The sequence below is a fragment of the Micromonospora sp. MGP-C2 genome (assembly GCF_057766525.1).
Genome location: NZ_JBYMEN010000002.1, coordinates 5,331,915 through 5,352,586, shown reverse-complemented (window position 1 = coordinate 5,352,586; position 20,672 = coordinate 5,331,915). Strand labels below are relative to the sequence as shown.

The 20,672-nt window shown below is 71.6% G+C and carries 18 protein-coding genes; 7 read left to right on the top strand and 11 right to left on the bottom strand.

The window, feature by feature from the left end:
* Positions 1-96: 96 nt before the first annotated feature.
* Entirely contained in the window at positions 97-1,683 is a 1,587-nt protein-coding gene (locus tag AC3CF1_RS24690; protein ID WP_488451352.1) for a gluconokinase, read from the top strand.
* A gap of 24 nt (positions 1,684-1,707) precedes the next feature.
* Here AC3CF1_RS24690 and AC3CF1_RS24685 read toward each other — a convergent pair whose 3' ends face one another.
* Positions 1,708-1,992 carry a putative quinol monooxygenase gene (locus AC3CF1_RS24685; RefSeq protein ID WP_488451351.1) on the bottom strand — a complete coding sequence of 95 codons (285 nt, stop codon included), beginning with the start codon at positions 1,990-1,992 and terminating at the stop codon, positions 1,708-1,710.
* A gap of 153 nt (positions 1,993-2,145) precedes the next feature.
* Between AC3CF1_RS24685 and AC3CF1_RS24680 the strand changes: the two genes are divergently transcribed.
* Positions 2,146-3,258 carry a serine hydrolase gene (locus AC3CF1_RS24680; RefSeq protein WP_488451350.1) on the top strand — a complete coding sequence of 371 codons (1,113 nt, stop codon included), beginning with the start codon at positions 2,146-2,148 and terminating at the stop codon, positions 3,256-3,258.
* 4 nt (positions 3,259-3,262) lie between these two features.
* On the opposite strand, the gene AC3CF1_RS24675 is transcribed toward AC3CF1_RS24680, so the two are convergent.
* The 3 genes from AC3CF1_RS24675 to AC3CF1_RS24665 form a co-directional block, all read right to left on the bottom strand.
* The gene (locus tag AC3CF1_RS24675) at positions 3,263-4,033 is read right to left on the bottom strand and encodes a hypothetical protein (protein ID WP_488451349.1); all 771 of its coding nucleotides are present in this window, start codon (positions 4,031-4,033) and stop codon (positions 3,263-3,265) included.
* Between the two features lie 91 nt (positions 4,034-4,124).
* Positions 4,125-4,883, bottom strand: a complete 759-nt coding sequence (locus AC3CF1_RS24670) for a MerR family transcriptional regulator (protein WP_088946361.1) — start codon at positions 4,881-4,883, stop codon at positions 4,125-4,127.
* A 50-nt stretch (positions 4,884-4,933) separates the two neighbouring features.
* Positions 4,934-7,189, bottom strand: coding sequence for a putative bifunctional diguanylate cyclase/phosphodiesterase (locus tag AC3CF1_RS24665; protein ID WP_488451348.1), 2,256 nt, complete (start codon positions 7,187-7,189; stop codon positions 4,934-4,936).
* Positions 7,190-7,364: 175 nt separating this feature from the next.
* Between AC3CF1_RS24665 and AC3CF1_RS24660 the strand changes: the two genes are divergently transcribed.
* Positions 7,365-8,546 carry a zinc metalloprotease gene (locus AC3CF1_RS24660; protein WP_488451347.1) on the top strand — a complete coding sequence of 394 codons (1,182 nt, stop codon included), beginning with the start codon at positions 7,365-7,367 and terminating at the stop codon, positions 8,544-8,546.
* 983 nt (positions 8,547-9,529) lie between these two features.
* On the opposite strand, the gene AC3CF1_RS24655 is transcribed toward AC3CF1_RS24660, so the two are convergent.
* The 6 genes from AC3CF1_RS24655 to AC3CF1_RS24630 all read right to left on the bottom strand — a co-directional run bounded on the left by AC3CF1_RS24655 (position 9,530) and on the right by AC3CF1_RS24630 (position 16,633).
* Complete coding sequence (locus AC3CF1_RS24655) at positions 9,530-11,743, bottom strand: S1 family peptidase (protein WP_488451346.1); 2,214 nt, start codon at positions 11,741-11,743, stop codon at positions 9,530-9,532.
* Positions 11,744-12,025: 282 nt separating this feature from the next.
* The gene (locus tag AC3CF1_RS24650; protein ID WP_354981352.1) at positions 12,026-12,331 is read right to left on the bottom strand and encodes a zinc-ribbon domain-containing protein; all 306 of its coding nucleotides are present in this window, start codon (positions 12,329-12,331) and stop codon (positions 12,026-12,028) included.
* A 44-nt stretch (positions 12,332-12,375) separates the two neighbouring features.
* Complete coding sequence (locus AC3CF1_RS24645; protein WP_488451345.1) at positions 12,376-13,245, bottom strand: SRPBCC domain-containing protein; 870 nt, start codon at positions 13,243-13,245, stop codon at positions 12,376-12,378.
* Positions 13,238-13,795 carry a winged helix-turn-helix domain-containing protein gene (locus AC3CF1_RS24640; protein WP_141907998.1) on the bottom strand — a complete coding sequence of 186 codons (558 nt, stop codon included), beginning with the start codon at positions 13,793-13,795 and terminating at the stop codon, positions 13,238-13,240. Before AC3CF1_RS24640 ends, AC3CF1_RS24645 begins: the two co-directional genes overlap by 8 nt.
* Positions 13,796-13,895: 100 nt before the next feature.
* Positions 13,896-15,239 carry a class I SAM-dependent methyltransferase gene (locus AC3CF1_RS24635; protein ID WP_488451344.1) on the bottom strand — a complete coding sequence of 448 codons (1,344 nt, stop codon included), beginning with the start codon at positions 15,237-15,239 and terminating at the stop codon, positions 13,896-13,898.
* Complete coding sequence (locus tag AC3CF1_RS24630) at positions 15,236-16,633, bottom strand: FAD-binding oxidoreductase (RefSeq protein ID WP_488451343.1); 1,398 nt, start codon at positions 16,631-16,633, stop codon at positions 15,236-15,238. Before AC3CF1_RS24630 ends, AC3CF1_RS24635 begins: the two co-directional genes overlap by 4 nt.
* A 93-nt stretch (positions 16,634-16,726) precedes the next feature.
* On the opposite strand from AC3CF1_RS24630, the gene AC3CF1_RS24625 reads away from it, so the two are divergent.
* From AC3CF1_RS24625 to AC3CF1_RS24615, 3 genes are read left to right on the top strand one after another with little or no spacing between them, the layout of a single operon-like run.
* Positions 16,727-17,197, top strand: coding sequence for an aminoacyl-tRNA deacylase (locus tag AC3CF1_RS24625; protein ID WP_088946353.1), 471 nt, complete (start codon positions 16,727-16,729; stop codon positions 17,195-17,197).
* Between the two features lie 39 nt (positions 17,198-17,236).
* On the top strand, positions 17,237-17,521 hold the full coding sequence (locus tag AC3CF1_RS24620) for a DUF427 domain-containing protein (protein WP_074317101.1): 285 nt from the start codon (positions 17,237-17,239) through the stop codon (positions 17,519-17,521).
* A 46-nt stretch (positions 17,522-17,567) separates the two neighbouring features.
* A complete protein-coding gene (locus tag AC3CF1_RS24615) occupies positions 17,568-18,272 on the top strand; it encodes an RICIN domain-containing protein (RefSeq protein WP_488451342.1) in 705 nt (234 codons plus the stop codon).
* A gap of 34 nt (positions 18,273-18,306) precedes the next feature.
* On the opposite strand, the gene AC3CF1_RS24610 is transcribed toward AC3CF1_RS24615, so the two are convergent.
* Positions 18,307-19,662, bottom strand: coding sequence for an MFS transporter (locus AC3CF1_RS24610; protein WP_488451341.1), 1,356 nt, complete (start codon positions 19,660-19,662; stop codon positions 18,307-18,309).
* Between the two features lies 1 nt (position 19,663).
* On the opposite strand from AC3CF1_RS24610, the gene AC3CF1_RS24605 reads away from it, so the two are divergent.
* Positions 19,664-20,671: a GlxA family transcriptional regulator gene (locus AC3CF1_RS24605; RefSeq protein ID WP_354981356.1), complete on the top strand. Its 1,008-nt coding sequence runs from the start codon at positions 19,664-19,666 to the stop codon at positions 20,669-20,671.
* Position 20,672 lies beyond the last annotated feature (1 nt).

Here is a 20,672-nt window from a genome sequence, read left to right as displayed (position 1 = left end):
GTCATGGGGATTAACAGGCGCGGCGCGGCGCTCGGAAACGCCGAAACGGGTGAACTGTCCGATCGGCGGAGGAACCAACACGATAGGGCGATACTGGTGCCGACGTTCATCTTTACCGAGGGGGTGCGGGTCGTGCCGCAGGACAGGCCCGCCGTGGTCGTCGGCGTGGACATCGGCACCACCAGCACCAAGGCCGTCGCGTACGACACCGACGGGCGGCAGCTCGCCAGCCACTCGGTCGGCTACCCGCTGGACGACCCCCAACCCGGGTACGCCGAGCAGGAGCCGCAACTCATCCTCGACGCCGTGCTGAAGTCGATCAGCATGGTGGTGGCCGAGCTGGTCGACCCGGTGGCCGGGCTCTCGTTCAGCTCCGCAATGCACAGCCTGATCGGCCTGGACGCGGCCGGCAACCCGCTCACCCCGTCGGTCACCTGGGCCGACTCGCGGGCGACCCGGCAGGCGGAGCGGCTGCGGGCGGTGCCGTCCGGGCTGGCCCTGCACCGTCGCACCGGCACGCCGGTCCATCCCATGTCGCCGCTGCCCAAGCTGCTCTGGTTCGCCGAGCAGGAGCCGAAGCTCTTCGAGAGCGTCGCGCACTGGGTGGGCATCAAGGACTGGGTGCTGCTGCGGCTCTGCGACGCGCTGGTCATCGACCACTCCATCGCCTCGGCCACCGGCCTGATGGACATCCACACACTGGAGTGGGACAGCGAGGCGCTGACCATCGCCGGCATCACCGAGGAGCAACTCCCCCAGCTCGTCGCCACCACCGCCGTGCTGCCCAGCCTCACCCCGCAGGTCGCGGCCGTGACCGGTCTGCCGGAGCGCACCCCGGTGGTGGTCGGCGCCGGTGACGGGCCACTGGCGAACCTGGGCCTGGGCGCGGTGCACCCGGGCATGGTGGCCTGCTCGATCGGCACCAGCGGCGCGATGCGCGTGATGGTGGAGCGGCCGGGCGTGGACCCGCTCGGTGGGGTGTTCTGCTACGCGCTGACCGAGCACCGCTGGACGGTCGGCGGCGCGATCAACAACGGCGGCATCGTCCTCAAGTGGGCCGGCGCGGCGCTCGCCCCGGACCTGGGCGAGCACGCCGAGGAGGAGCTGGTCGCCCTCGCCGCCCGCGCGCCGGTCGGCTCGGGTGGGCTCATCATGCTGCCGTACCTGCACAGCGAACGCGCGCCGCACTGGAGCGCGCTGCCGCGCGGCGCGTACGTGGGGTTGACCCACGGGCACCGCCGCGAGCATCTGATCCGGGCGGCGCTGGAGGGGGTCTGCCAGCAGCTCGCGCTGGTGCTCAGCTCGGTGCGCTCGGCCGGCAACGAGGTCCGCGAGATCCGGGCCGGTGGCGGTTTCGCCCGCAGCGGCCTGTGGCGGCAGATGCTCGCCGACGTGCTCGGCCTGCCGGTGAGTTTTCCAGCCGCGCACGAGGGGTCGAGCTTCGGCGCGGCGCTGCTCGGCATGCAGGCGCTGGGGCTGATCCCCAGCATCGACGTCGCCGCCGACCTGGTGCGGATCGAGGAGACGGTACGCCCCGACCCGGCCGCCGCCGCCACCTACGCGGCGCTGCTGCCGCTCTTCGCCGAGCTGTACGACGCGCTGGTGCCCGCGTTCACCTCGATGCGCCGGCTGGCGCCCAGCCTGCCCGCGGAACCCGAGCCCTCGGCGGGACCGCCGATGTGACCCTCCGGCCGTGGGTGACCCGGGTCAGGGTGCCTCGACGCCGGAGATCAGGTAGCGCTGCACGTCGGCGTCGAGGATCTCCACTTCCTGCGTGTCACTCGGCCCTGAGCCCCGGAACGCGGCCAACTGCTCCGCGGACTCCCAGCGTTCGTAGACGTGGATCCGTCCCGGCTCCAACGGGTCGGCCGCGAGCAGGAAGTCGAGGCAGCCGGCGGTGGCGCGCGCCTGCGCGATGACCTGTTCGCAGTCGGCCAGGTAGGCCTCACGTGCGGCCGGTGCGACCTGCAGACTGCCTGCAATGATCAACATGGGGACCTCCGGGTCGGTGCCGCTGATGAGGCTGATGCCTGTGAGTCATTTTTATACCTGTGAGTCATCACGCTCGTGCGGACATCGCCGCCCGGACGGGTGACGCCGGTCCCGCTGGCCTCACCAGCCACCGGCGCTTCATATCGTGCAAACGTGAGAAAAAGCGACAAGAAGCGCTCATCTTCCCTACTGGGGGCCCCTGTCCGCGTACCCCTGAAGTGGCTGGCGACGACGGTCGCGCTTGCCGTGGTCGCGACGACCGGGCCGGCCACCGCGGACGGGCAGGGCCACGAGCCCGGTGTGGAGCCGACGCCGGAGCGGGCGGCGACCAGCGAGGTGTCCTGGTTGTCGTTCCCCGGCGGGGTGTTCGCTGTGGACTCACTCGGGCACACCGTGCGCTACCGCGCCTGCGACGGCGACACCGGCCGGATCGCCGACCCGGGCATGCGGGTCGCCGCCGGGGTGGCCAGCGGCGCTGTCGTCGTCGGGGGCACGGCCTACCGCTACCGGGTGCCGCTGGTCGGACGCGCCGAGGGCACGCTTGAGGTGATCCAACGGCACCGGTCGCCGACGACGCTGACCGGCGTGGTGGTCACCAGCCCGCAACCGCCCACCGACCCGATCGCCGGAGCCCGGCTGTTTCCGCTCAGCGGGCAGCTCGCCCGGGTGGTCGCCGACGCGAGCCTCAACCCGGCCGGGGCCACCGTCCGCGACCTGTCCGGCCGGTACGGCGACCAGCAGATCGCGGTCAACGGCTCGCTGCGCCCTAAGGCCGCCAGCGTGATCAAACTGTGGATCCTCGTCGAGCTGCTCCGCCGGGTCGACTGTGGACAGGTCGTGCTGATCGACTCGATGAACCAGCGGTCCACCATCCTGGCCCGCCGGATGCTCGACAGTGCGGCCGCCCAGCGTGGCGAGGAGAACTACACCAGCCCGGACGACGTGGTGTCCCTGCTCGGCGCCGTCTGGGACGGCGAGATCCTCACCCCCGCGTCCCGTGACCTGATGATCGGGTTCATGCGGGAGCAGACCCTGAACACCAAGATCCCGGCGGCGTTGCCGCCCGGGGTGCCGGTGGCCCACAAGACCGGTGACCTGCCGGACGCCTCCCACGACGTCGGCTACTACCTGATCCCGGGCACCGAGACCGCCGTCGCGTTCCTCACCGCCGGGCCGATGGCCACCGGCGACGAGACGGTCCGTCGGATGGCCCGTACCGTCTACGACTTTCTCGTCACCCCCAGCGAGGGGGCGGTCGAGGAGTGAGCCGTCAGGCGCCGGGGATGTTCGCCGGCGGGTTTTCGCCAACCAGGTCGGCCGCCGGCGGGTCGGCCGACACCGGCGATCCGAAGTCCGAGTACGTCAGGTCGAGCTGTGCGGTCTGCGACTGCTCGCTGGCCAACTCGATGCGGTAACGCACCAACCGCCCCTGCTCGTCGACGGCCGCCGTGAACGGCACCGCCCCGGCCCGGTCACCGAGCACCTTGCTGACCCCGCTGCCCAGCACCGCGCCGCTCTCGCGCAGGTCCAACGTGCCGGCGAACTCCCGCGTGGCGGTCTGCCGGACCCCGGCCGGCGCGGCCAACGTGCTGGCCAGCCGGGTGTTGTCCAGGCCCTGCTTGGCCGCCGGCTTTCCCGCGGCGCCGACGTGCCACCAGGTCTTGCCGTCCCAGACCGGCACTCGGCGGTCCGGGGCGGTCACCCGCACGTAGACGTCCGGCCCGGTCGTCAACCGCTCGATCTTCACCTCACCGGTGGGCACCTTCAGCGAGGTGGTCTCCAGACCACGCTTCGTCTTCGGGTCCCACAGCAGCACCGTGGCGTCGCCGTCCGCGCCGCCGGTGCCCACTGTCAGCTTGTACGTCTGCTCGTCGGCCTTCGCGGCGGCGGCCTTCAACACGGCGACCGGGTCCGTCGGGCCGGCCGACGCCGCCGGGCGACCCGCGTCCGGCTCGTCGCCGCCAGCCACCAGGGCGTACGCCCCGGCGCCCACCGCCACCACGAGCACGGCGACAGCAGCGATCAGCTTCGGCTTCTGCACGGTCATCTCCCCCGAGCGGCACGCCGCCGGCCGGTCGCCGATCGACGCTCACCGCGGTGCGGTCCGGCCAGACTAGCCGGACCGCCCGACGTCACGCGCGGCTGATCGCGTTGGCGTGGATCGCCTCGTTCAGGTACGCGGCCAGCCCCGGGGCGATGCTCTCGTAGTGCGCGGTGAACCGCTCGTCGGCCAGGTACATGTCGGCCAACCCGGTCTGCATCTCGTACGAGCACTCGTAGAACCAGCGGCTGATGATCTGCCGGTGCTCCTCGGCCAACTCCATCGCCTCCGGGCCGTCGGCCGGGGCGCCCGAGGCCATCACCGCGACGATCCGTCGACCCCAGTCCTCGTTCTCCGCCTTGATCCGTAGCCAGTCCTCCTTGCTGTAGCGGGAGGCCCGCCGGTTCGACTCCCGGTACGCGTCGGTGTCACCCCAGCGCTGCTCCGCCTCGGCCTGGTGCTCCTCCGGGTCGACGTCACCGAAGACCTCGAACCGCTCTTCCGGAGTGAGTTGGATGTTCAACTTGCTCGCCTCCATCGCGAACTCGATCGCCGTGACCATCTCCTGCAACCGCTTCATCCGTACCGTCAGCAGCTCGTGCTGTCGGCGCAGGTGGGCGGCCGGGTCGGCCGCCGGGTCGTCGATGATCGCGGTGATCTCCTCAAGCGGGAAACCCAGCTCCCGGTAGTACAGGACGAGTTGCAGCCGTTGCAGGTCCGCCTCGTCGTAGCGGCGGTAACCAGCAGAGGTCCGTCCGCTCGGCGAGAGCAACCCGATCTCGTCGTAGTGGTGCAACGTCCGGATCGTCACGCCAGCCAGCTTCGCCACCTGACCCACCGTGTACGCCATGGTTCCCCTCCCTTCCGGGAACCAGGCTCCCGCCTGCCGCTACGTGAGGGTCAAGCCCGATTCTGGCCCACCATGGCCGGGCCGTCCGGCCGCCCGTACAGATAGCCCTGACCGCGCGGGCAACCGATTGCGGCGACCGCCTCGTGCTGGCGCTCGGTCTCCACGCCCTCGGCGACCACAGTGAGGTCGAACGCGCCAGCCAGCCGGGTGATCATCTCCACCGTGGCGTACGCCCGGTCGTCGGCACCCAGCCGGGCCACGAACGAGCGGTCGATCTTCAGCTCGGTGGCCGGGATGCGGTGCAGGTAGCTCAGCGACGAGTAACCGGTGCCGAAGTCGTCGATGGCGATCCTGATGCCCAGCTCCCGGATCTGGTGCAGCCGCTCCAGCACCGCGTCGGTGCCCTCGATCAGCGCCGACTCGGTCAGCTCCAGGGTCAACGCCCGCGGCGCCAGCCCGGCGGCACTGGTGGCCGCGGTGACAGTGGCGATCAGGTCCGGCCGGCGCAGGTGCGCCGCGGCGATGTTCACCGCGACTGTCGCCTCCGGCACCCGGCCCCGCCAGGTCGCGGCGGCCCGGCACGCCTCGTGGATCACCCAGCGGTCGATCGGCAGGATCAACCCGGTCTCCTCGGCCAGCGGCAGGAACCTCGCCGGTGGCAGCATCCCCAGACGCGGGTGCCGCCAGCGCACCAACGCCTCGGCGCTGCGAACCGCGCCGGTGCACAGGTCGACGATCGGTTGGAACTCCAGGTGCAGCTGCTCCTCGTCGACCGCGCGGCGCAGATCGGCGATCAACTCGGCGCGGGAGACGGCCGACTCGCGCAGCGCCGGGGTGCACGTCCGGTACGCGGACTTCCCAGCCGCCTTCGCCGCGTACATGGCGATGTCGGCGTCGCGCAGCAGGTCGGTGTGCGAGGCGTGCTGCGGGCCGTACTCGGCGATGCCGATGCTCGCCGACGGGTGCACCCCGACGTCCTCCTCGTCGCCGGAGGGCCGCAGCGCGTCCAGCAGCCGCTCGGCGAGCCGCTCCGGTGAGACCGGTCGCTCGCCGTCGACCAGCACCGCGAACTCGTCGCCACCGAGCCGGGCGATGGTGCCGTCGTCGCTCACGGCAGCCCGCATCCGGGCCGCCAACCCGGTCAGCAGAGTGTCGCCGGTGGCGTGCCCGAACCGGTCGTTGACCTGCTTGAACCCGTCCAGGTCGAGCAGCAGCACGGCCACCGGTCGCCCGTCGCGCAGGGCCAGGCGCAGCCGCCGGTTGAACAGCAGCCGGTTGGGCAGCCCGGTGAGCTGGTCGCCGTACGCGAGCCGGCGCAGCCGGGCCACCAGCCGCAGGTTCTCGTTGGCGGCCAGCCCCTGCCGTACGGCGAGGGCCGCGAGCAACGCCATCATGGTGACGAAGACCAGCTGCGGGGCCTGCCCGGTGGGCCGACGGGTCAGCACCACCGCGATGATCGCCCCACCCACCGGCAGGTACGGCAGCGCCACCCGCCACCAGGGCGGCAGCGGCGACACGGCGGCGTCGTCGGTGCCGTCGCAGTCCGGTGGTGGCGGATTCCGGGTGGCCAGGCCGATCAGCAGGTAGCTCAGCGGCCAACACAGGTCGATCGGGTGACCGGGGGCGTAGTCGGCACGGACGACCAACGACACGTAGACGACGTCGGCGACGACCCGCAGGGTGAGGCTCACCGCGAGCACGCTCATCGGCCGCCACATCGGCCGGGCCGGGCCTGCGACGGCGACCAGGATGGTGAGCTGCATCAGGTCGAACATCGGGTAGAGCAGCCCCAGCGTGCGCGCCGGGTCGGCCAACTCGGCGGCGGCCACCCCGCGGAACACCAGCACCCAGCCGATCGGCACCAGGGCCAGCGCGACGATCATCCCGTCCAGCAACGTACGGGCCCGCCCCACCGCCGACCGGGGCGCCGACGGCGAGCTGAGCAGCGCCGCCGTACCGGTGAGGATGCCGGCGGTGAAGACCACCCCCACCAACGGTGTGTGCGGCAGGTCGCCGCCGACGAGCCGCTGCGTCGTCCAGATCGCCCGGCCGAGCGCGGCGAGCGCCATGGTGACGGCGAGCAGCCTCCAGAACCGGCGCAGTGGCACCGGATGCCGGCGGGCCGCCCCTACGCACGCGAACGTCGCCCAGCCTGCGACCAGCATCCCGCCGAGATCACTGACCAACGCGGCACCGGGCAGCGCCGCGACAAGCCAGCATGCCTCCAGCAGGATGACTGCGGCCGCGACGGCAGCACCGGCGGGGCTGAGAAGCCCCGCAGCCTGCTTTCCGTCCTGTCGGGACACGGTTGCTCCGGCTCTTCGTCGTACGTGCACCCTCGGCGGACCTGTCCACGGCAAACCCCGAAAGCCTAGCCAGCGCCCCGGGTGCCCGCCAAGGTCCGGACGGCCGCGCGATTCGACCCGGTTCGGCCACGTAGGACGGCCGCGCCGTTACCTGTTCGGCCGTACCATCTCCCCGGTGACCTCTACCCGCCGGCGGCTGGTGGCCGCCTCCATCCTTCTGTTGGTGGAAGCGGTGCTGTTCGCACTCCTCGTCACCGAGTCCCTGGCGGGTGCCATCGTCGCCGCTGGCATCACCTGCCTGTCGTTCTGGGCGCACCTCGTCCTGCACGAGTGCGGACACCTCGTCGCGGCGAAGCTGCTGCGCCTGGAGGTGGTCGCCGTCCGTATCGCGCCGTTCACCGGGTGGCGCAACCACGTGTCGGTCCGACCTGCGCCGTCGTCGACTGCGTTGCCGCTGCGGATGGTGCTGTTCTACCTCAGTGGCCCAGTGGTCAACCTGTGCACCGCGACGGTGCTGGGTGCCGCGACGGCGTTGACAAGCACACCGGTGCCACGCTTCGCGCTGCTCAGCGCAGCACTACTCGCGGCGCTTCTGGGGCTGGCCAACCTCGTTCCCTCGCCCCACAGTGACGGCCGCAACCTGCTCCCCTGGCTCTCGGCGCCGACCGCCACCAGCGCGGCGCTGCGGGCGGCCTACTACCAGGAGGAGATAAACCGGACGCTGCGGACGATCAGCCATGGAGAGGCGGACGACGGCCACCTCGGAGATCCGGTTCGCGACGGTAACGACACGCGGCTCGCGCTCGCCGCCTTTCAACGCCGCTGGAGCACGGGACACGCGCGGTCGGCGACGGACTTCGTCGCCGACGCCGAGCGACTCGCGGCGCTGGCTCGCGCCGACAGCACCGATCCCGTGACGGCCGCCGCCATCGGGCAGGCGCTCAGCATCCAGTTCGGGTTGTGGTACCTGTACGCCGCGGTGGTGACCAGATCACCTGTCGACCACCGCGAGGTGGTGGAGATCTGGGAACTGGCACAGCTCGGCTTTCAGGTGCAGCCACACAGGTTGGCCGCCCGTGTCGCGATGAGCCTGGCGTACCTGCTCAACCAGCGGCCGGAGCAGGCGCGGTCGCTGCTTCTCGACGTTCGGGCCGGTGTCGACCCGCCGGATCTGTGCAGCGTCGCGTTTCTCCTGCGGGCCATCGCCGAGTGCCACCTGGGCAACCACGCCGATGCGGACACCCACATCAGGGCGGCCGGCGGCGGCTACCGGCAACTGACACAGATCGTTGCCACGATCCGGGCGGCCGATCCGGTGCTGCCGTTGTCCGCCCCGGCACCGATGGCTGGCATCTGACCGGTGTGCCGCCAGCCCCAGGTACGGGCGGTGGGGTGGGTCTGCGACGAGTGTGTCAGCGGCCGGCGGAGCGGTTCCACGGCGATCGGGAGCGGCGACTCGGCGGCGTCGTCGGTGCCGTCGCAGTCCGGTGGTGGCGGGTTCCGGGTGGCCAGGCCGATCAGCAGGTAGCTCAGCGGCCAGCACAGGTCGATCGGGTGACCGGGGCAGCCCCAGCGTGCGCGCCGAGTCGGCCAACTCGGCGGCGGCCACCCCGCGGAACACCAGCACCCAGCCGATCGGCACCAGGGCCAGCGCGACGATCATCCCGTCCAGCAACGTGCGGGCCCGCCCCACCGCCGACCGGGGCGCCGACGGCGAGCTGAGCAGCGCCGCCGTACCGGTGAGGATGCCGGCGGTGAAGACCACCCCCACCAACGGTGTGTGCGGCAGGTCGCCGCCGACGAGCCGCTGCGTCGTCCAGATCGCCCGGCCGAGCGCCGCGAGCGCCATGGTGACGGCGAGCAGCGTCCAGAACCGCCGCAGCGGCGCCGGATGCCGGCGGGCCACCCCGACGCATGCGAACGTCGCCCAGCCGGCGACCAGCATCCCGCCGAGATCACTGACCAGCGCGGCACCGGGCAGCGCGGCCACCAGCCAGCACGCCTCCACGGCCAGAACCGCACCTACGGCGATCAGGCCACCACGGGCCGTCCGGGACGTCGCGAACGTCGGCCGGTCAGCGTGGTCGGGACGCGTGGGCGGTGCCGACGCGGTGGACACCGCGACGGCCTGGCTCACGTCCTGCGGTGACACGGCGAACGCTCCGGCTCTCTCTCGTGGTGCACCCTCGACACCGAGGACCGGTCCCAGCAAACCTGGAAAGCCTAGCCAGCGGCCGGATGACCCGCCAGAGCCGAACGGCAGGCCCGCCATTGACAAAAGGTGCGGGCCACCCGTCACCGGGCGGCCCGCACCGTCACTGCGGTTGGGTGGTCAGCACGTCACCATCGGCGGGTGCTGTCCGGCCACGAGTCGTACGGCAGCGCCGAGAGCAGCGGATCCCAACCGGTGCTCGTGCTGCCGGCGGGAACGTAGGCCGTGAGGTCGGTGCCGCTGCCGTTGTACGGGCTGGCATCCAACCAGCCGGTCACCACCCCGTTCGCGTCGCGGCGGTAGTAATGCCCGCCGCCGGGCGAGAAGAGCGACGTGACGCCGCCCCAGCCGCTGCTGGCCGGATCCACGCGGCTCCACGGACCCGTCGCCGGGATGGTGTACGTGGCGAGGGCGCCCGCGTTCGTCGTGGCGAGCAGCCGCCCCTTGCCGGTGGCGGCGAGCGAGGGCACACCGAAACCGCTGTCGATGACGGTCGTGTTCGTGGTGATGTCGGTCGTCGTGTTGGCCGGCTTGGCCTTCGTCACCGTGTAACGGTGCAGGACACCGCCGGCCTGACCGAACAGCGAGCCGAAGCCGTCGTAGACCAGGCGATCGTGGGTCCACCCGCCGCCGATGCGCTCGGCCGTACGAGTGAAGGTCAGCGGGTCGGTGCCGGTGATGTCCACCCGGTACAGATTGCCGTTGTTGGTCACCAGCAGCGTGTCCGAGTTGAGCGTCGCCATCGCCTTCGGAGCGAACCCGAGGGTCTGCGCCGACACCGTGGTGACCCGCTTCTCGCCGGTCACCGGGTCGAAAGCGGTGTACGACAGCCGTCCGTCCGGCTTTGCGCCGAAGACCGACACCAGGCCGGTCCAGGGGCGGGCGGAGAGCAGGACCTGGTTCCACCCGCTGGTGCTGACCGGGTCGTTCGGGAAGGCCGTGATGTCGGACCCGCTGTCGTCGAACGGGTTGGCGTCGCGGTAGCGGTCCAGCCGACCGGCCGAGGTGCGGGCATAGTAGACACCGCCGCCGGGCGAGAGCAGGTGCGTCGGCGCGGCCCAACCGGTCTTGGCCAGTTCGCCGAGCGTCCAGGCAATCGAACCGTTGCCGTTGCCGTTGCCGTAGATGCGGTACGACAGCAGCCGCCCGTCCGCGAGCGTGCCCATGATGCGGCCGGCCCCGGGCGAGGTGATGGTCTTCTGCGCGAAGCCGGAGGAGACGAGGGTGGGCCAGCTGATGTCGGCGCCGCCGGTCGGCCTGGCCTTGGTCAGCGTCCGGCGGTACAGCTCGTTCGTATTGCCGTTGATCATGTAGAGCGAGCCGTAACCGTCGTAGGTCAGCCGGTCGTACGGTGAGAAGCCGCCGACGATGTTCGTGGCGGTGAAGGTCAGCGGGTCGAACCCGGTGACGTCCACGCGGTGCATGTTGCCGCCGGTGTCGGTGATCAGGATGGTGTTCTCGTTCAACGTGGCCATCGCCTTCGGAGCGAACCCGAGGGCGGCGGCGGAGGTGCGGTTGGCCCGCAGGTCGCCGGTCGCCGAGTCGATGACGCTGTAGGTCAGCCTCCGGTCGGCCTGCACCCCGAAGATCTGGACGTCCGCTGTCGCCTCACCGATCCAGGCGGCGAGGTCGTCGACCCGGGTGGCGGTCGCACCGTCACGTGTCTCGACCTCGCCGAGGCAGCCCTTCTGCCAGGACGACGCGACGACAGCCACCAGCGTGGCGACGCCGCCGTTCTCGCGGAACACCGGGGCACCGGCGTCACCCCGGCACAGGGTGGCGCCGCTGGACGCTCCGCTAAGACCCACCGTGGTTGCGGCGACGTTGTCCACAGTAAAACTGCCCTGGTGCAGCCGGTCGGGAACCCACTCGGTCGACGTCCGGCCGTACCCGGTCGCGGTGAGCGTCTCGGCGGCGGCCGGCGCGGTGCCGGTCAGCGTGACCGGGCCGACGTCGGTGACCGGCGTGGAGAGGCGGGCCAGCACGAGGTCGCGATCCGGGTGCGGTGTGAGCGACGCCACGCCACGCTGCTGACCGGTCGTGCCGCTCAGGTCGGTGCGGCCGACCAGCACGGTGCTCGGCTGACTCGGCGGGCCGGACCCCACGGCCGTTGAGCCCGTGGTGAAGCAGCTCTTCGCCGTCACCACCCAGTTCTCGTTGATGAGCGCGCCGGAGCAGGCGAGCTCGGCGCCGAAGCTGATTTTGACGTTGAAGCGGTAGGTGCCGTCCGGGACCGGCTGGGCGCCGGCGACGGCGTGAGCTGAGCCGCCGCCCAGCAGGCTGGCAAGGACTGTGGCGCCGAGCAGGGCTGCGCCCCACCGACGCCTTCGGTGTGCTGACAAGTGGACCCCCGCGTCCGTGGCGTGATCGCCCTCGGGTGGGCGATCAGCAGATCGACCGGACTGACGGTAATCGATAGCGGGGAATGCGGTAAACCCCGTCAGCGGCCGGCGGAGCGGTTCCAGGGAGATCGGGGCAGGGCGGTGCCGGCCACTGGGCGGCGTGCGCGGCGGCGTCTGCGCCGGCCGGGGGTGCAGGGCGGGCGGGCAACGGTGTGCACTGCCACGTCGACCGGCGGCGTCGGTCGGCCGATCAGCCAGCAGAGGAAACGTTCCATCGGGAGATCAGCCGACCGGGAGGCGCTCAGCGTCGGACCTGGAGATGTCGTACTGCGCCCCGCAGAACGTGCACTGCTGCGCATACCGGGTGCGGATCGGAATGAGCGGTATGAAGAACAGGGTGAATTTCGTCGAGCGGCGGGTGATCACCTGCGCGGCCTGGTTGCCGCAGTGACGGCAGACCTGCTGCACGACACCGGACCGGTCGACCTTGGTACGCAGACCAAAGATGAAGAACATCGCCCGCCAATACCCACTCAGACGCAGAAAGTCACCCGATCCGGCCAGCGGATCACCGGAACCCGGCCCCACCGGCTCACATCGAGCACGAGCAGGGGGCCGGGCGCCGGCGGGTCTCAGCTGGCCGGCTGGGGCTCCAGGCCGGGGATCTCGGCGGGGAGCCAGATCGGCTGCCAGTCCGGCACCTCGTGGAAGCGGCGCAGCTCGGCCAGCCCGGAAACCGACCCAGTCCAGGCCGCGTACGGCGGGTTGGTCTCGTCGAAGCCGCTCTGCACGAACGTCAGCGTGGTCCGGCCACCGGACTCGGCCAGCTCCCAGCTGGTGACGCCGACCGGGCCCCAGTCGACGGACATCTTCCGGCCCGGCTCCAGGTCGACCACCTTGGCCGCGTAACCGGCGTCGAACCCGCCCATGGCGTACCGGCCACCGACCCAGGGCTCGATGCCGATCGGGTAGCCGAACCAGGCGCTGGCCTGCTCGGAGTCGGTAAGCGACTCCCACACCTTGTCGGCCGGGGCCGCGATGACCAGCTCACCGCGCAGGTCGGCGGAGGTGAAGTCGGTGCGGGGCAGCAACGGCCGGCCCTCCAGGTGGGCCGCCAGGTTGGCGATGCACAGCGACCAGTACGTCTGGAGCACGCCCCGGATGCTGGAGCCGCTCATCGCCTCGGCGAAGTCGAAGTGGCTCTGGGTCAGCGTCAGCACGGTGCTGCCCGTGCCCTCGGCGGTCAACTGGAACTCGGTGGTGGTCTCCACCCCGTCGAGCAGCCAACTGAAGCGCAGGGTGTCGTCGTCGGCGTGCAGCAGCCGCTGATGCGGGGCGTCACCCTCGGGCGTGTAGCGGCCCCAGAACTCGTACCGCTGGGGCAGCTCGACCTCGGCGTGCTCGGCCAGCCAGAGACGCAGCTCGGCCGGGTCGGTCAGGGCCTCGCGGACGCGCCCGACCGGCGCGGAGAGACGGGCCTGGACCTTCAACGGGTCACTCATTGTCATTTCCTTTCGGATAGCAGGCGACGGCGAGCTTGAAGGCGTCTCCTTCACTGCCGCCGTAACGGGCGAACAGGTCCTGAAGTGCGGTTTGCAGGTCGTGCAGGAACTGTGGGCGAAGCTCGGCCGGCACCCGGATCTCGCCGGAGACGCCGATCGAGGGCAGCTCGGGGGCGGCCCGGTCCAGGGCCGCCACGTCGGCCTGGACCTCTTCCATCAGGTCGAGCAGATAGCCCAGGCTCAGCTCGTCGCGGGCCCGGCGCAGCCCGATCCGGCCGACGAGCCGGGGCGACAGCCAGTAGGACCGGGCGGCGGCCTGGTAGATGCCCTCGGTGATCCCGCGGACCTTGCGCTCGTTGACCAGCTCGACCAGGCCGGCCGCGACGAGCTGCTTGACGTGGTAGTAGACGCGCTGTGGCGTCTGGTCGAGTCGGGCCGCGACCTCGGTGCAGGTGCGCGGTTCGGCCAGTTGTCGCAGCACCTCGACGCGCTGCGGCTTGAGCAGGACTTCGGCCTGCTCGATCTGCTCCAGGTACAGGACGTCTCTCATAGCAAAATCAGTTTGTACGTACAAAACTTGTTTGTCAATCGGTTCGCGAGAAGCCGCGCCGACTTTCTCGACGCGGCTTCAGGCAACTGTCAGCAGGTGATCAGGGCAACCAGTCCGGTCGCAGCGGATAGCCGTTCACACCGTCCGGGCCGTTGTGCGTGGCCAGCACCTGGTGCAGCTGGATGCCGTTGCGCTCGAACGCCATCCGCGACCCGGCCATGTACAGCCCCCACACCCGGGCGGTGCCCGCACCCACCTCGGACACACAGAAGTCCCAGTGCTCGACCAGGTTGCGACACCAGGCAGCCAGCGTCAGCGCGTAGTGCTGGCGCAGGTTCTCCTCGTGGTGCACCTCGAAGCCGGCGTCGTGCACCTCGCTGATCAACCGGCCCGGACCGGCCAACTCGCCGTCCGGGAAGACGTACCGGTCGATGAACGCGCCGGAGCGGTGCGGCGCCCGATTGTCCGCGCGGGTGATGCAGTGGTTGAGCAGGCGGCCGCCCTGCCGCAGCCGACTGCGCAACGCCCCGAAGTAGGCCGGGTAGTTGCGCACCCCGATGTGCTCGGTCAGCCCGATCGAGGAGATGGCGTCGAACTGCTCCGGCGGCGCGTCCCGGTAGTCCAGGTGTCGCACCTCGGCCAGCCCGGTCAGCCCCTCCCGCTCGATCGCGGCCTGCGCCCACTGCGCCTGTGCCTGCGACAGGGTCACCCCGAGCGCCTTGACGCCGTACTCACGCGCGGCGTGCTGCACCATGCCACCCCAGCCGCAGCCCACATCCAGCAGCCGCATGCCCTTCTTGAGCCCCAGCTTGCCGGCGACCAGGTCGTACTTCGCGGCCTGGGCCTGCTCCAGCGTGTCGTCCGGAGACCGGTAGACCGCGCAGGTGTACGTCATCGACGGGCCGAGCACCTTCTCGTAGAAGGCGTTGGAGACGTCGTAGTGGTGGGAGATCGCGGTGCTGTCGCGCACCCGGGAGTGCCGCATCCCGTTCATCACCCGCTTCCAGCGCGGCAACGCCTCCTGCGGCGGTGCCGGCGGCGGCATCAGCCGCTCCCAGCCCAGCCCACGCACCAGCGCCAGCCCCTCGGCCAGCGACGGTGGGCGCAACCGCAGCTCGTCCTTGAGCACCCGCAACGCCTCGTACGGGTCGCCCGGGTGCACACCCTGCAACGCCAGGTCGCCACTGACGTAGGCCCGGGCCATGCCCAGGTCACCGGGCGCGGTGAGCAGATAGGACAAACCCCGCTCGGATTGGATCGCCAGGGTGATGCCCGCGTCGGACGGGCCGACGGAGCTGCCGTCGTACCCGGTGATCCGCACCGGCAACGGCCCCGAGGTGACCGCGCGGATGACATCCGCCACGGTCGGACCCGTTTGCCGGCCCCCCGCCGGTGGGGTGGCGGGGACGCTCGCCGCCCCCTGATCTCTGTCGGTCAGGCTCATGCTCGTGCTACCGCCTTTTCGTACAGTCCCGTCAGCCGGTGGTCCGGGTCGTAGCGGTCTTTCACCGCGCGCCACGTGTCGCCGCCGTAGAGGCGATCGAAGGCGTCCCGGTCGTAGTACGCGTCGGAGTAGAGCGACTTGTGCCCGCCCGACTCCGACACCCTGCGTTCGATCGTGCGGTTGACGTCGCCGTCGGCGGCGCCCGGCGCGATCGGCACGCTCCCCCAGAACCCGATGTTGACGTAGTCCTGCCCCGGCCGGAGTGGATACAGCGGCCAGGACCGTGCCGAGCCGGGCCCCGCCGGCTCACGCAGTCGCAACGGACACAGCCACACCGGGTTCATCCCCACTGCGCTGGCAAACCAACGCAGGAAGTCCGCCGTCTCACCCAGCGGGATCTCCACGTCCTGCACGACCCGCTCCCGGGCCGGTTGCCCGCGCAACCGGTCGATCCGGGCCGCCACCTGGTGTCGGTGCTCAAGACGGACCAGCCGGTGGTAGAAGTCGCTGCGCCGGTAACGCGCCGGCCAGAACCTGCGCATGACCGGGTGCTGCGCACCGAACGCCGCCGAGCACCAGAACCAGTCGGTGTCCCAGCGCCAGAGATAGTCGTGCGCGGTGAGCACGTCGCGGGTGCGCTGGCGCAGCGACCGGTAGTAGATCGCCTGGCCGGTGTAGTCGCTGGGCGGGCCGGCCGCGTCGGTGAACGTGGCGAGCACCAGGTACGCCTCACCGGGGCTGAACATCACCCCGTCCATCGCGTCGACCGGCTCGCCGGCCCAGGATCGGGTCGCGGTCACCTCCGCGATCGCGTCGGTGAGCGCCTCCAGCTGGGTGAACCGGACGTTGCGCAACGCCACGTACCGGCCGACCGGTTGCAGCTCGATGCGCAGCCGGGTGGCGTAGCCGAGGCTGCCCAGCGAGTTGGGGAACGCGGCGAACAGGTCGGCGTGCTCCCCGTCGGGTCGGGCGGTGACGACCTCGCCGGAGCCGGTGAGCACGTCCAGCTCCCGGACCGACTCGTGCGGCAGGCCGTTGCGGAACGAGGTCGACTCGATCCCGAGGCCGGTCACCGCACCGCCCAACGTGATGGTGCGCAACTGTGGCACCACCAGCGGCATCAGCCCGTGTGGCAGGGTCGCGTCGACCAGGTCCTCGTACGTGCACATGCCCTGCACGTCGGCGGTGCGGCCGGTCGGGTCGACCGACAGCACGCCGTTCAGGCCACTCACGTCGAGCCCCGGAGTCCGGGGAGCGGACCGGGGGCGGAACAGGTTGGAAGTGCGTTTGGCCAGCCGGACAGGCTCGCCCGTGGGCACCGCGGCGTACGACCGTCGCAGCGTGTCCACCGCTTGATCATGGTCAATGGGGTGATCCACACGCTCAGCGCGCATGTGATCACCTTACGCTCGCGTTCCAAAATCCGTGGGACGTCGACGATGGGAGTTTCCCGTCCGCTGACCGGCTCGGCCGTTACCGTGGCGGGCATGCCATCGCCCGCGATCGCCGCCCTGGAAGCAGCCCAACTGCCATATCGGCTGGTCAGCCGCGGTGAGGCCGGCAGCCTCGCGGAGGCTGCCGCGGCCCAGGGTGTGGCCGTCGCCGATGTGGTGAAGACGATCGTGGTCCGCCGGAGTGCGGACGATCACCTGTTCGTGCTCACCCCCGGGGACCGGGTCGTCTCGTGGCCCAAGCTGCGCGCCCTGCTCGGGGTGCAGCGGCTGTCCATGCCCGACGCGGCGGGCGCACTGGCCGCCACCGGTTACGAACGCGGCACCATCACCCCGTTCGGCGCGAGCACGGCCTGGCCGGTGATCGCCGACGAGCGACTGCGCGGCCGGGAGATCAGTCTCGGCGCCGGTGAACGCGGCCTCGCCATCGCCGCCGACGCCGATGCCGTGATCGCCGCCCTCGACGCCACAGTGGCCGACGTCACCGACCCGCAGCCGACCCGCTGAGTGCTGCCGGCGTCACTGCCACGGCCTAGTGTTGGAGACATGCCAAAAGCCGTGTGGAACGACCTGGTCGTCGCCGAGAGCGACGACACCGTGCTGGTGGAGGGCAACCACTACTTCCCCCGCTCCGCCCTGCGCGACGACCTGATCCGGGAGTCCGCGACGCACACCGTCTGCCCGTGGAAGGGCACCGCCTCGTACTACACCCTTGAGCACGAGGGCAGCACCAGCGCGGACGCCGTCTGGTATTACCCGGAGCCCAAGCCGGACGCCGAGATGGTGCGTGACCGGGTGGCGTTCTGGAAGGACGTCCGGGTCGTCGACTGACCGCCGGGCTGGCTCCGGCGCGCCGCCGTGGGCGAGGATGACGCGTATGTCCGCGCCCCACGAACGCCCCGACCCCGCCGGCACCGTCTACGGCGGGCGACAGGCACGCCGCCCCGGGCCGCTGGCCGACCCGCTGCTGCGGGTCGCGGTGGCTGTCGGGGTCGTCGGCGCGCTCCTCGGGGTGGTCTTCGCCACCGGGCTGCTCGACGGGCAGGACGAGCAGCCCGTGCCGGCGACTGTCGGCGCGTCGTCCAGCGCCGCGGCGCCGACCGACCCGGCGGCCGACCCGAGCGCACCGGCCGAGCCGTCACCGACCCCGTCGGCGACCCCGGCCGGGCCACCCACCGGGCCCCGGGTGCTCCGGGTTGCCTCCGGGCTCTGCCTCGGGCTCGACGGCGACGGCGAGAAGGCCGGCGCCCGGTTGGCCGCGTGCAGCGGCGGCCCGGAGCAGCAGTGGGTGGTCAACCCGGTCGGCGCGGACGTGCTGACGTTGACCAACGCGGCCCACGGGCAGTGCCTGGACGTCGAGGGTGGCAGCCGGGACGACGGCGCACGGGTGGTGCAGTGGCCCTGCCACGGCGAGGCCAACCAGCAGTGGCGGCTCACCGCGATCGGCACCGGCCCGGTGCTGCTGGTCGCGGCGCACAGCGGCAAGTGCGCGCAGGCCGACGACGACGGCGTCGAGGCGGGCGACGAGGTCCGGCAGCGGCCCTGCGACGGCCGGCCGGCCCAGCAGTGGACCCTGAGTTGACCGACCGGCCGCAGTCGCTGCCGCCCGCCCGGCCTCAGCCCCGGAAGCTCCACGCCTTCGGGGCGGTCGCGGCGGCCAGCACGGCCTCCGGCACCGGCCGGCCCGGTCGCCGACGCAGCAGCAACGACAGTCCGGCCGCGCCGATCGACAGCGCGCCCGCCACGTACCAGGCCATCGCGTAGTCGCCGAGCCGGTCGCGGACCAGCCCCGCACCGGTCGCCGCGACCGCCGCGCCGAGTTGGTGCGCGGCGAACACCCAGCCGAACACCACCGCTCCGGCGCCACCGAAATACTCCCGGCACAACGCCACTGTCGGCGGCACGGTGGCCACCCAGTCCAGGCCGTAGAAGACGATGAACACCAGCATGGTCGGCTCGGCGGTGCCGGAGAACAGGCTCGGCAGCACCAGCAGGGACGCCCCACGCAGCGCGTAGTACATGCCGAGCAGCAACCGACTGTCCACCCGGTCGGTGAGCCAGCCGGAGGCGATAGTGCCGACGATGTCGAAGAGCCCAACCAGGGCGAGCAGCCCGGCCGCCGTGGTCTGGGCCATGCCGTGGTCGTGCGCCGCCGGCACGAAGTGGGTGCCGACCAGGCCGTTGGTCGTCGCGCCGCAGATCGCGAACCCCCCGGCCAGCAGCCAGAACGGGCGGGTCCGGGCCGCGGTCCCCAGCGCGCCCAGCGCCCGGGCCGCCGCGCCGCCGGTCGCCGGGGGTGCCGCGACGACCTCGTCCGCCCCGTAGGCGGGCAGACCGAGATCCGCCGGGTGCTCGCGCAGGAACCACACCACCAGGGGTACGACCGCCAGCGCGGCTCCGGCCACGACGAGTGCCGCCGTACGCCAGCCGTGGTCGCGCACCAGGATGGCGATCAGTGGCAGGAACACCAGTTGTCCGGCGGCCCCGCCGGCGGTCAGCACCCCGGTGACCAGGCCCCTTCGCCGGACGAACCAGCGCCCGGTGATGGTGGCCACGAACGCCAGCGCCATCGACCCGGTGCCCAGGCCGACCAGCACACCCCAGCAGAGCAGGAGCTGCCAGCTGGCGCTCATGAAGACAGTCAGCCCGCTGCCCGCGGCGACCAGCAGCAGCGCCACCGAGACCACCCGGCGGATGCCGAACCGGTCCATCAGTGCGGCGGCGAACGGCGCGGTCAGCCCGTAGAGCAGCAGGTTGACCGAGACGGCCGCGGAGATCGTGGCCAGTGGCCAGCCGAACTCCTCGTGCAACGGGTGCAGCAGCACCGACGGGGTGGCGCGGAAGCCGGCAGCACCGACCAGCGCCACGAAGGCGACGGCGGCGACCAGCCAGGCGGGATGCAGACGGCGGTTCTTTGACACGGCACCAGTCTGGGCGGAGCCGTACGGCACGACGAGTGGCCGGAAAGCCATCATGCGCAATAATCGGGCCATGACCGTTCGCCCGCACCGGATCGCCGTACTCGCCCTGGAGCACGTGGTCGGCCTGGACCTCGGCACCCCCGCGCAGGTCTTCAGCACCGCCCGGGCCGCCGACCAGACGCCCTTTTACGACGTGCGGGTGTGCACCCCGGGCGGGCGACCGGTGCGTAGCACCGCCGGCTTCCAGGTGGTCCCCGACCATGGTCTGGAACTGCTCGACACCGCCGACACGGTGATCGTCCCGGGCATCCACGACGGCACCGCGTTGATCTCGGGCACCGTCGAGCCGGAGGTCGCCGAGGCGCTGCGTGGGGCACACGAGCGGGGTGTCCGGATCATGTCGATCTGCACGGGAGCGTTCGTGCTGGCCGCCGCCGGGCTGCTCGACGGGCGTCGGGCAACGACCCACTGGGCGTACGCCGAGCGGTTCCGCAGCCTGCACGGCCGAGTGGACCTCGACCCGGGCGTGCTCTTCATCGCCGACGACCAGGTGCTCACCTCGGCCGGGGTCGCCGCCGGCATCGACCTCTGCCTGCACGTCATCCGCCTCGACCACGGCAGTGAGGTGGCCAACCGGGCGGCGCGGCGCTGCGTGATGCCGCCGTGGCGCGACGGTGGCCAGGCGCAGTACATCGAGCGGCCGGTGCCGAAGGCCACCGACACCAGCACCGCGAGCGCGCGGGAGTGGGCGCGGCAGCGGCTGCACGAGCCGATCGCGCTGCGCGACCTGGCCGAGCAGGCGCGGATGAGCGTGCGCACCTTCACCCGGCGCTTCCGGTCGGAGACCGGCCTGAGCCCGGCCCAGTGGTTGCTGCAACAGCGCACCGACCACGCGCGACTGCTGCTGGAGACGACCGACCTCACCGTCGACCAGATCGCCCACCGCTCGGGTTTCGGCACCACCGCCGCCCTGCGCCAGCAGCTCCACCAGCGCATCGGCGTAGCGCCCTCGACCTACCGCCGCACCTTCCACCCGCGAAGCGAGCTGATCGACACCTGAT

Coding starts and splice junctions, on each gene's coding strand:
- AC3CF1_RS24630 (WP_488451343.1), bottom strand. CDS start 16,633: ATGCGCGCTGAGCGTGTGGATCACCCCATTGACCATGATCAAGCGGTG.
- AC3CF1_RS24610 (WP_488451341.1), bottom strand. CDS start 19,662: ATGGCTTTCCGGCCACTCGTCGTGCCGTACGGCTCCGCCCAGACTGGT.
- AC3CF1_RS24605 (WP_354981356.1), top strand. CDS start 19,664: ATGCGCAATAATCGGGCCATGACCGTTCGCCCGCACCGGATCGCCGTA.
- AC3CF1_RS24640 (WP_141907998.1), bottom strand. CDS start 13,795: ATGAGAGACGTCCTGTACCTGGAGCAGATCGAGCAGGCCGAAGTCCTG.
- AC3CF1_RS24635 (WP_488451344.1), bottom strand. CDS start 15,239: ATGAGCCTGACCGACAGAGATCAGGGGGCGGCGAGCGTCCCCGCCACC.
- AC3CF1_RS24615 (WP_488451342.1), top strand. CDS start 17,568: ATGTCCGCGCCCCACGAACGCCCCGACCCCGCCGGCACCGTCTACGGC.
- AC3CF1_RS24625 (WP_088946353.1), top strand. CDS start 16,727: ATGCCATCGCCCGCGATCGCCGCCCTGGAAGCAGCCCAACTGCCATAT.
- AC3CF1_RS24645 (WP_488451345.1), bottom strand. CDS start 13,245: ATGAGTGACCCGTTGAAGGTCCAGGCCCGTCTCTCCGCGCCGGTCGGG.
- AC3CF1_RS24685 (WP_488451351.1), bottom strand. CDS start 1,992: ATGTTGATCATTGCAGGCAGTCTGCAGGTCGCACCGGCCGCACGTGAG.
- AC3CF1_RS24670 (WP_088946361.1), bottom strand. CDS start 4,883: ATGGCGTACACGGTGGGTCAGGTGGCGAAGCTGGCTGGCGTGACGATC.
- AC3CF1_RS24620 (WP_074317101.1), top strand. CDS start 17,237: ATGCCAAAAGCCGTGTGGAACGACCTGGTCGTCGCCGAGAGCGACGAC.